This is a genomic window from Pantoea sp. R102, from assembly GCF_004916815.1.
GTDB lineage: Bacteria > Pseudomonadota > Gammaproteobacteria > Enterobacterales > Enterobacteriaceae > Pantoea > Pantoea dispersa.
Window position 1 is genome coordinate 23,133 of sequence record NZ_SDFT01000134.1, and the last position, 9,854, is coordinate 32,986.

At 54.0% G+C, this 9,854-nt stretch carries 10 protein-coding genes; 7 read left to right on the top strand and 3 right to left on the bottom strand.

Annotated elements, in window-relative coordinates:
• The first annotated feature begins 2 nt into the window (after positions 1–2).
• Positions 3–1,502 carry a UbiD family decarboxylase gene (locus tag ERD80_RS14680; protein WP_021509403.1) on the top strand — a complete coding sequence of 500 codons (1,500 nt, stop codon included), beginning with the start codon at positions 3–5 and terminating at the stop codon, positions 1,500–1,502.
• Here ERD80_RS14680 and ERD80_RS14685 read toward each other — a convergent pair.
• Positions 1,499–3,052, bottom strand: coding sequence for a sensor domain-containing diguanylate cyclase (locus ERD80_RS14685; protein WP_127834907.1), 1,554 nt, complete (start codon positions 3,050–3,052; stop codon positions 1,499–1,501). The genes ERD80_RS14680 and ERD80_RS14685 overlap by 4 nt on opposite strands.
• Before the next feature lie 691 nt (positions 3,053–3,743).
• Between ERD80_RS14685 and ERD80_RS14690 the strand changes: the two genes are divergently transcribed.
• The gene (locus ERD80_RS14690; RefSeq protein WP_136547388.1) at positions 3,744–4,391 is read left to right on the top strand and encodes a hypothetical protein; all 648 of its coding nucleotides are present in this window, start codon (positions 3,744–3,746) and stop codon (positions 4,389–4,391) included.
• 42 nt (positions 4,392–4,433) lie between these two features.
• Here ERD80_RS14690 and ERD80_RS14695 read toward each other — a convergent pair whose 3' ends face one another.
• Positions 4,434–5,348, bottom strand: coding sequence for a LysR family transcriptional regulator (locus tag ERD80_RS14695; protein ID WP_136547389.1), 915 nt, complete (start codon positions 5,346–5,348; stop codon positions 4,434–4,436).
• Between the two features lie 119 nt (positions 5,349–5,467).
• Between ERD80_RS14695 and ERD80_RS14700 the strand changes: the two genes are divergently transcribed.
• The 4 genes from ERD80_RS14700 to ERD80_RS14715 all read left to right on the top strand — a co-directional run bounded on the left by ERD80_RS14700 (position 5,468) and on the right by ERD80_RS14715 (position 7,950).
• Positions 5,468–6,205, top strand: coding sequence for an SDR family oxidoreductase (locus ERD80_RS14700; RefSeq protein ID WP_136547391.1), 738 nt, complete (start codon positions 5,468–5,470; stop codon positions 6,203–6,205).
• Between the two features lie 36 nt (positions 6,206–6,241).
• Entirely contained in the window at positions 6,242–7,156 is a 915-nt protein-coding gene (locus ERD80_RS14705) for an SDR family oxidoreductase (protein ID WP_136547393.1), read from the top strand.
• Between the two features lie 60 nt (positions 7,157–7,216).
• Positions 7,217–7,474, top strand: a complete 258-nt coding sequence (locus ERD80_RS14710) for a hypothetical protein (RefSeq protein WP_136547395.1) — start codon at positions 7,217–7,219, stop codon at positions 7,472–7,474.
• 161 nt (positions 7,475–7,635) lie between these two features.
• Complete coding sequence (locus ERD80_RS14715; RefSeq protein ID WP_136547397.1) at positions 7,636–7,950, top strand: hypothetical protein; 315 nt, start codon at positions 7,636–7,638, stop codon at positions 7,948–7,950.
• A gap of 2 nt (positions 7,951–7,952) precedes the next feature.
• On the opposite strand, the gene ERD80_RS14720 is transcribed toward ERD80_RS14715, so the two are convergent.
• Positions 7,953–8,765: a DUF4225 domain-containing protein gene (locus ERD80_RS14720; RefSeq protein ID WP_136547398.1), complete on the bottom strand. Its 813-nt coding sequence runs from the start codon at positions 8,763–8,765 to the stop codon at positions 7,953–7,955.
• A gap of 327 nt (positions 8,766–9,092) precedes the next feature.
• Between ERD80_RS14720 and ERD80_RS14725 the strand changes: the two genes are divergently transcribed.
• The coding region (locus ERD80_RS14725; protein ID WP_136547400.1) for an oxidoreductase at positions 9,093–9,854 on the top strand (762 nt) is incomplete at its 3' end.

Consider the following 9,854-nt stretch of genomic DNA (forward strand, 5'->3'; position numbering starts at 1 on the left):
CTATGTCAAACACATCTCCCTCTTCGCACAGCAGTGAGGTTTACGATCTGCGCTCTGCCATCGAACTGCTGAAACAATTTGATGGTGAGTATATTGAGACTGATGAACCGGTGAATCCCGAAGCGGAACTGTCCGGTGTCTATCGTTACGTTGGCGCGGGCGGTACCGTGATGCGTCCCACGCAGACCGGACCGGCGATGGTGTTTAATCACATCAAAGGTTACGACAACTTTCGCGTACTGATTGGTTTGCTGGCCTCACGGCAGCGCGTGGCGCGCCTGTTAGGAGTACCGAAAGAAAAGCTGGCGCATCTGCTGCGTTCATCGGTACACAACGCCATTGCACCGGTGGAAATAAGCCAGCAGCAGGCGGTTTGTCAGGAAGTGGTGCACCTCGCCACAGATGACGGTTTTGATATCCGCCGTCTGCTGCCCGCGCCAACCAACACGCCTGAAGATGCCGGCCCCTATTTCACCATGGGGATGTGTTATGCCGCCGATCCGGAAACCGGCGAACACGACGTCACTATTCACCGCTTGTGCGTGCAGGGCAAAGATGAGATCTCGATGTACTTTGTGCCGGGCCGCCATCTTGATCAGTTCCGCATTAAGGCTGAGCAGGCGGGCAAAGCGTTGCCGATTACCATCAGTATTGGCGTCGATCCGGCCATCGAAATTGGCGCCTGCTTCGAGCCGCCGACCACGCCGCTCGGTTTTGATGAGCTGGCGATAGCCGGGGGTCTGCGCGGTCGGGCGGTTGAGCTGGTTAAGGGGGTCGCCGTTGATGCCCGCGCCATTGCCCATGCAGAGATCGTGATTGAGGGTGAACTGGTGCCGGATTATCGCGTACAGGAAGATCAGCATACCCATAGCGGTAAAGCGATGCCGGAATTCCCGGGTTATACAGGTGAAGCGCAGGCGGCAGTGCCGGTGATTAAAGTCAAAGCCGTGACGCACCGCAAAAATCCCATCCTGCAAACCTGCATCGGACCGAGCGACGAGCACACCAATCTGGCCGGAATCCCGACCGAAGCCAGCATTCTCGATATGGTTGAGCGTGCGTTACCGGGTCTGGTGAAGAATGTACATTGCCCTTCGCCAGGCACCGGGAAATATGTTGCGGTGCTGCAAATCAATAAGCGCGGCCCGCAGGATGAGGGACGACAGCGTCAGGCTGCCCTGCTGGCTTTCTCGGCCTTTTCAGAGCTGAAGCACGTGTTCCTGGTCGATGAGGATGTTGATGTGTTCGATTTAAATGACGTGATTTGGGCGATGACCACGCGTTATCAGGGCGACGCGGATACCATCTTTATTCCCGGCGTGCGCTGTCACCCGCTCGATCCCTCACAGGATCCGGCCTTCAGCAACTCGATTCGCGCCCATGGCATTACCTGTAAAACCATTTTTGACTGTACGGTGCCGTATGACCTGAAACACAACTTCCAGCGCTCGCAGTTTATGGAAGTCGATGTTTCACGCTTCATTCCTGGTTTTAACCGTTAATCACTCACTGCCCGCCAGGCCTGCGCCTGATTGCGTCCGCTATGCTTGGCCTGGTACAACGCCGCATCAGCATGCTCGATCAGGTTGCCGGCCTGATCGTCATGCCAGGTGGTCGCACAGCCCGCGCTGAGCGTCACCTGCGCGTCGGGCAGTGCGGAAGCGGCGTGAGGCAGATGCAGGTCAGCAATCGCCTGTACTGCCTGACGCGCAATATTCAGCGCCGCATGCTGATCGGCACCGGCGAGGATGATGGCAAACTCCTCGCCGCCATAGCGCGCGACCATGTCGCTCTGCCGCAGCTTGAGGCGTTTAAGCGCGTCGGCCACCTGGCGTAAACAGTGATCGCCTGCCACGTGCCCGTAGCGATCGTTGTAGTGTTTGAAGTAGTCAATATCCATCAGAATCAGCGACACCGGTGCTGATTTTTCCCGCAGATGATGCAAAGCATTCTGCAAAAAGCGGTCAAACTGTCTGCGGTTAGCCAGACCGGTCAGCCCATCAAAAAACGCCAGCTGATCCAGATGGTGATTGGCATCGGCGAGGTCGTTTTTTAGTTTGAGCAGCGCTTCCTGATAATGCTGGCTATGCCGAGCCTGACGAATGACAAACAGTCCCAGCAGGATAATCGCGACCAGCAGCGCCACGTTCAGGGAAATATCCTGCAGTCTTCCTTTCACCCAGCGCAGATACAGATTGCGCTTGTCATAACCCGCCGCGACGACCAGCGGATAGCGTTCTGAGCTGGCGAAGCCGAAGATACGCACCTGGCCATCCAGCGCCGCGTTCCACTCGCCGCTGCCGCGATCGGCTTTCACCAGCATCTGCTGGAACAGATGGCTGGCGGAGAGACTTTTGCCGATATAGCTGTCGGGCATCGGACGGGCATAAAGCACCGTGCTGTCTGCCAGCATCAGTACCAGCACGTCGCGCGGCCCCAGTTCGTAGTAACTGTAAAAACGGCGGAAATAATCCACCTTAATGGTGGCTAACAGGATGCCTTTGAAATCACGCGCGGCATCGCTGACGCGCAGGGAAACCGGAATAACCAGATCGCCAGTGCTGCGGCTGCGAATCACCGGGCCAATGTGCAAACTGTCACGGCTGTTGTTGCGATGATAGCGGAAATATTCACGGTCAGAGTTGTTGGTGCCCACCGGCACGCTGCGCGTGGAGGTGGCGATCCAGCGTCCCTGCTCATCGTAGTAAAACAGCCCGTGCAGCTGCGGCAGACGGCTTTGCAGATCGCGCATAATCTGGCTCAGGTTGGCGGCGTTGAGCTTTTCCAGCGGCTGCGCCTGCAGGTCGCGCTGCACTTCACGCAGGGCCAGTTCGGTCTGGAGTACGGTATCTTCCGCCTGACGTGACTGTGACAGGGAAAGATTGACCGCCATCTCTTCCGTCTGGCGCACCGCGCCGTGCCAGTCTTCGCGCAGCGTCCACAGGGTGAGCGCAATGATCGCGCATATCAGCAATCCGCCGGACAGCAAAATACTGCGCAGCAGCGAGGAACCTGAAATGATTGCCGCTTCATTTTTCCTTTTAAACGTCATGTTTCACCCTGTTGTCGTGTCAACGCTAAGTTAAGCACATAATCAGCGACGGGATTTTCAGGATTAAAGGCGGTAATGATGTCATGCGTGGCGATGGCCGCTGGACGACGGGTGAATGCTGCATAAATCGCCAGCGATCAGTTCGCCCAACCCTGGATTGAACGCGGCGAACTCAGGCAGGTACTGGGCGAGTGGTCTGCAGTGTTTTCAGGTCTTAATCTCTATTACGTTAACAATCCCCATATGTCGGCCTCGCTGAGAGCGTTTATTGATCAGTTAAAATCCTTTGTCGCGACGAGGCGTTGAAATCAGCCAGCGCCATGCTGTTTGTTCGACTACGAATATTAAATCACGCTAATCATTATCCCTGCTATCGTTCCGGTTGTTACCGCCGGTATTTTCTCCCCTGTAACGCGCCTTATCCCCTGCCGCCACGCTTTTCTGAAGATCTAAATTTGCAGCAAAAATTTATTCAATCATTAAATTATATTTATTATATTAGCGAAACTTTAATGTGGACTGGTTGAGGATTACAGTGCATTTAACAAGGAAATCAGTGATTAGCAGCGCTATCTCTGATGGCGTACTGACAAAAAGAACCCACAGAATGTGCAGGATACTTAATGGTATCGATCAGCGCATTAGCATTACACCGGCAAGCGGATTGATTGACTTCCTTAAAGGGATGGAGGTGACCAACGAACAGTACCGGCGCAGTGGAATCGTTAAGGAAAAACGCTCAATTTTTCTCTATAACGAAGGGCTGCTGAATCCGGAAAGCACGCTGTTTCTCGCCCGCAAAGGCCAGGATATCCTCGGCACGCTAAGCGTCATCGCCAATCACAATAACCGTCTGCCGTGCAGCAAACTTTTTCGTGAAGAGATGGCCGCCCTGCAGCTGGAAAAGCGCAAAGTGGTAGAGCTTGGCACGCTGTCGGTACGCTATCAGGCAGACAGTGAAAACATCGTGTTTATGCTGTACCTGAAAATCATGATCTACACCATTTTCATTGAACAGGTGGATGACATCTTTATTCAGGTCAAAGAGAAGGTTGCTGCGTTTTACGAGCGCAATTTCCTGTTCAAACAGGTCGGCGGCACCAAAAAGCACCCGGATTACAGTGACCTTAACGCCACGCTGCTGCGCGTGGACGTGAAAAGCATCCGCGACAAAATTTATGAGCAGCAGTGTTATGGCCCGATGGGCTGGCTGCGCATGCTGCGTGAGCTTGGTTTACTGCAGCACTACCGCACGCTGAGCCAGCAGTGCCACCGCTGCCCGCGCTTTACGCCGGATCAGCGGGACGCGGAGCTCTATCAATATTTGTGTAATCTGTGACGGCGCCAGCCGTCTCTGCACCGTTTTCGATTTTCACACAGATCACTTGCCGGCATTGCTATCCACGTCGTGCTGCAGGAAGAGATCTTTTAGCCATTCGATGAAGACCCTGACTCTGGGTGATAGCTGTCGGTTGCGCGGATACAGGACAGAGACGGGAGACGGTTCAGGTGGAAAGGCTTTGAGCAATTCGACAAGCGCCCCCGTCTTCAGATCATCTTCCACGTGATAACGCGGCACCTGGATGATGCCGAGACCCATGCGCGCCACGGATACAAAGGTATCAGCCGCATTAACGGTAATTGAAGTTTTGATCGTCGTGGTGATGCGCTTGCCGTCCACCCTGAATGCCAGCGGGAGTATGCCGCTACTGCCCGTGGTGCGGAATCCGATCATCCTGTGGCCGGAATGCAGTTCATCCGGATCCGACGGAAGCCCGAACCGGGAGACGTAACCGGGCGAAGCGACCGTGACCTCTTCCAGCGTGGCGACGCAGCGTGCGATCATATCGCTGTCCTGCGGCGTTCCGACACGCAGGACACAATCAATTCCCTCACGCACCAGCTCGACCAGCCGGTCACCCTCGCTAAGATAGATTTCGATATCAGGATAAGCTTCGAGGAAACAAGGTAGGTGCGGCAGAACAAAATGTCTTGCCAGCGTGCCATGAACATCGACACGCAGCAATCCCTTCGGCCGGGCGCCGGCAAACGCTCCCTCGGCATCCTCGATATCGTCCAGTATAGAAACGCAGCGCTTGTAATAGGCTTCACCGTCCAGCGTCGGGCTGACGTGACGCGTGGTGCGCTCCAGCAGCTTAATCCCGAGGCGCGACTCAAGTTGCTTAATCGCGTCCGTTACGGTCGAACGTGGCAGGCCAAGATCTTCCGCCGCCCTTGTGAAGCTGCGGCGCGCTACCACACGCGTGAATACGCGCATCGTATCTATTCTGTCCATGGTATTGTTCGTTATTATCGGATTCTGATACCAGATAATGACTGATTATTCGGAAAATCTAAAGTGCTAAATTTTCTCCGTGTTCAGGCGCGATACCGCGCGAAAATGGGAGAATATCTATGTCTGCTTCAGAGAAAGTTGCAATCGTAACCGGTGCATCCCGCGGAATTGGTGCCGCCATTGCCAGGCAGCTTGCTGCGGACGGCTTTGCCCTCGTAGTGAACTATGCCGGCAACGCAGAGGCTGCTGCCGCCGTGGTTGAGGAGATCGAAGCCGCCGGTGGCAGAGCTATCACCGCGCAGGCGGACGTTGCTGATGCCAGCCAGGTCAAACGCATGTTCGATTTAGCCGAATCTGCGTTTGGTGGTATTGATGTGCTCGTCAATAATGCCGGCGTAATGATGTTGTCTCCGCTGGCCAGCGCCGACGATCAGAGTTTTACCAAGCAGATTGACATCAATCTGAAGGGGACGTTTAACACCCTGCGCGAAGCGGCAAACCGCCTGCGTTCTGGTGGGCGCATCATCAACTTCTCCACGTCGGTTGTCGGGCTTAAGCTTGAGAATTATGGCGTCTATGCCGCGACCAAAGCGGCCGTCGAAACACTGACAACCATCATGTCCAAAGAGATGCGCGGACGCAGCATCACCGTCAATGCCGTCGCGCCCGGTCCGACTGCGACCGACCTCTTCCTCAACGGGAAAAGCGATGAACTGATCGCGCGCATGTCCAAAATGAATCCGCTGGAACGCCTCGGCACGCCTGAGGATATCGCCAGTGTTGTTTCGTTCCTCGCCGGACCACAGGCCAGCTGGATGAACGGACAGATCCTGCGCGCCAATGGCGGAATGGTCTGAGCCGCAAACTGCAGATTGAGTCAAAGGAGTACTGTTATGTCTCAGAAGATTATCCTGGTGACCGGATCGTCAAGCGGCTTCGGTCGCATGACTGCCGAAGCGCTGACTCGTGCTGGCCATACCGTTTATGCATCAATGCGGGATATTGCGGGTCGTAATGCCGCAAATGTCCGCCAGTTAAGCGAACTTTCCACGCGGGAAGGAATTGACCTCCGGCCGCTGGAACTTGATGTTCAGAGCGACATATCGGTTGATGCTGCCATTGAAACGGTAATATCCGACGCCGGGAAGCTTGATGTGGTGGTACACAATGCTGGCCACATGATGTTCGGCCCGGCCGAAGCCTTCACGCCAGAGCAGTTCGCCCAGCAATATGACGTTAACGTGCTGGGAACGCAGCGCGTCAACCGGGCCATACTGCCGCATATGCGCTCCCGCCGTGAAGGCCTGCTGGTCTGGATTTCCAGTTCCAGCGTGACCGGCGGCACACCGCCCTATCTGGCCCCTTACTTTGCCGCCAAAGCGGCGATGGATACGCTTGCCGTTCAGTATGCGCGCGAGCTCAGCCGATTCGGCATTGAGACGACAATCATCGTGCCGGGAGCCTTTACCAAAGGAACGAACCATTTTGCCCATTCAGGAAGTCCTGCAGACACCGGGCGTGTCGCGGAGTATGAAGCAGGTCCTTATGCCGGTTTCGGCGATGTTGTGCAAAAGGCCTTTGCGGGGATAGTGCCGGAGGATGCCGATCCCGCGCGCGTTGCAGCACAGATAACCGATGTTGTCGGTATGCCGTTTGGTACGCGTCCATTTCGTGTGCATAACGATCCGTCCGAAGACGGCGCGAATATCGGCTTTGCGGTCATCGACCGTTTGCGCGCCGAAATGCTACATCGGGTTGGATTGTCCGATCTTCTGACGCCAGCGAAAGCACCGTCGTGTGAAGGATAACAGCCGTGACCGGCGGGATCGCTCGCCGGTCGCTTTACCATGCAAACAGGAGCGCCGGAAATGCACACCGTTGTCATCCTTATCTGTGGCTTTGCGCTATTTGGCATCTTCCTGGCATTTGGATGGCTCTGGCATTTAGGGCCCTTTCCCAGTGAGTTAACCACGAAAAGTTTCATCGCCGTCTGGGTGATAATCGCATTCATCAACATGTGGACAGGTATCAACAAAGCCGGCTATGCGTTCAGTGAAGAATTGTCCGTACTGCCGTTCGTGTTGCTGCCGCCGGTCATCGCTGCCGGTTTTGTGCTGCTTCTCTGATAACTCGATCACAAACAACCAGCAAGCCAGACTAATGACGTAAGCTGCTGTTTTAAATGCAAAATAACCAACATCGAAACATGATTCGCAGATGGCGATTTATCGCCTGTTTTCGGGTAAACTTACCGGTGATGTTATGGTGAATTTTAAGGATGAAATCCATGAAAATTAGCGAAGAATCACTGCTGGAGTCCGGCTTCAGTCATAAAGATATCCAGAAAATTAAAAATAATACCGAAAATTATGGTGGTTCAATGGGTGATACCATCCAGGATTTGGCAAATCGCTTTATCATAGCGATTTGTGTTGTAACGGGTTGCATTGCCGTTTTTGTTTTGCTGGTTCTGTTTGGTTCAGCTGAAAACCTTTTCGCTGGCTCTGTCGGGCTACTTTGCGGTATCGCGGTTGCAATATTTGTACAACCGCCGGTGCTTACCTATAAATCCTGGCGTTATAAAAGAATAAATCGGAGTTAAGTTCAGTTATTCTCAGGGGTCAAAAGGTCAAAAATGACTTTTGCTTTTACACCATAACCGACAATTTTCATCATTAATTTTGGTTTGCTCATGGTTTCAACTTTTCGGTAATAATCCCGAGGAAGCCATCTGAATAATCGCCACGCACCAGACTTTCTTGCAAGACCAAAAATACTATAAACACTAGCACTCAAGGTTACTGCATTATAAAATGCCAGCCCTGATTCAGGTTTAAAACCCAGATACTTAGCAGCCTCCATAGAACTGTCTGCAAATATTCCCTCTGATTTGGATTGATCGCCATAACGAAGATGGCTGGCCTCTTTTGTGATCCCATTAATACCATCAACAAAAAGTATCGCCCCGGCAAGTATTCCTAAAGGAGTCATTGTCGACATCATGATCATTCCGCCAAACAGCGCTGCACCTGATACCACAATATGAACAGCAGAAATCACATAACCGACAATTTTGTTATTTTCCCGGACGAACTCCACTTTGGCGTAAAGTTTCGCAGTATTCCTGCGCAGCATTTGCCCCTGCTCTGCAAGATTTTCGGTCTCTGCCCTGAGGTTTTCTACGCAGGCCATGCACTCTTCATCAGACTTTGCTCGCCGGGCAATCGAGAACTGCTCTTCAATCACATCCCTTATTTCCTGCACAAACTGGAGTCGTGTAAGTCCATCCCTGATGTGAAACCCGGCTTCACGGTTAGCCGTTTCAATCAGCTTACGGGCTTCAAGATTGACCATCGATTCTGCCCAGGCCCTGTTGCGCCCATTTGAACGCATCATTGCGAGTAGTGCTTCATCCATTTCACAGTTCCTTTGATTAGCCGATGATTCGATAATACTTAATCAGATCCCTCTTTAACATGAGGAGTTATTTTGGGCCGCTGGGTTTACGCCTGTCCAGAATTCCTTAGCCTTAGCTTGCATTCTGTTGAGCCTCAGCCCCTGGTTTGAATTAATGGCGCTAGTCAGCTTTACCGGCACGTTAGCCGAATCAGGCACCATTACATCAATGACTAATAGTATGTTGTAATTAATGGGTGTCATTGCCGCTTACATCTGGCATTGCTGCAAATCCGGCTGCAGCTCCTATGCTGTAGGGAGTCATTAACGTGCGGATATGAGGTATGCATGAGTTTACTGTTTAGCGGGACGCAGCTTGGCGAGTTGTCGCTGGAAAATCGCATTGTGATTGCACCGATGTGCCAATACTCAGCGGAAGAAGGTCAGGCAACGGCCTGGCACCGCATTCATCTCGGCCAGCTGGCGCTCTCCGGCGCGGGACTGCTGATTATCGAGGCGACGGCGGTGGAAGCCATTGGTCGTATCACGCCGGGCGACCTGGGGTTATGGGACGACGCCACTGAAGCCGCGCTGGCCAGCGTGCTGGAGGACGTGCGGCGCTACGCTACCCTGCCGATTGGCATTCAGTTGGGTCACGCCGGGCGCAAAGCATCCTGTGCACCGCCATGGCAAGGCGGTGCGCAGCTCTCTAAGGAACACGGCGGCTGGCAGACCGTCGCGCCGTCTGCGCAGCCGTTTGCACAGGATGAGCGTCCGCCGGCCGCACTCAGCAAACAGGATCTGGCGCAGCTGAAACAGGCTTTTGTCGATAGCGCCCTGCGCGCGGTACGCATCGGCATTCAGCTGGTCGAACTGCATGCTGCGCACGGCTATTTGCTGCACCAGTTTCTGTCGCCGCTCAGCAACCAGCGTGGCGATGAATATGGCGGCTCATTAGAGAACCGTCTGCGTTTTCCGCTTGAGGTGTTCAAGGCGCTGCGCGCTGCGCTGCCGGCGGAAATCCCGGTTGGCGTGCGGCTGTCTGCCACCGACTGGATCGAGGGCGCCTGGGATAATCAGCAATCGATTGTTTTCAGCCAGCAGCTCGAG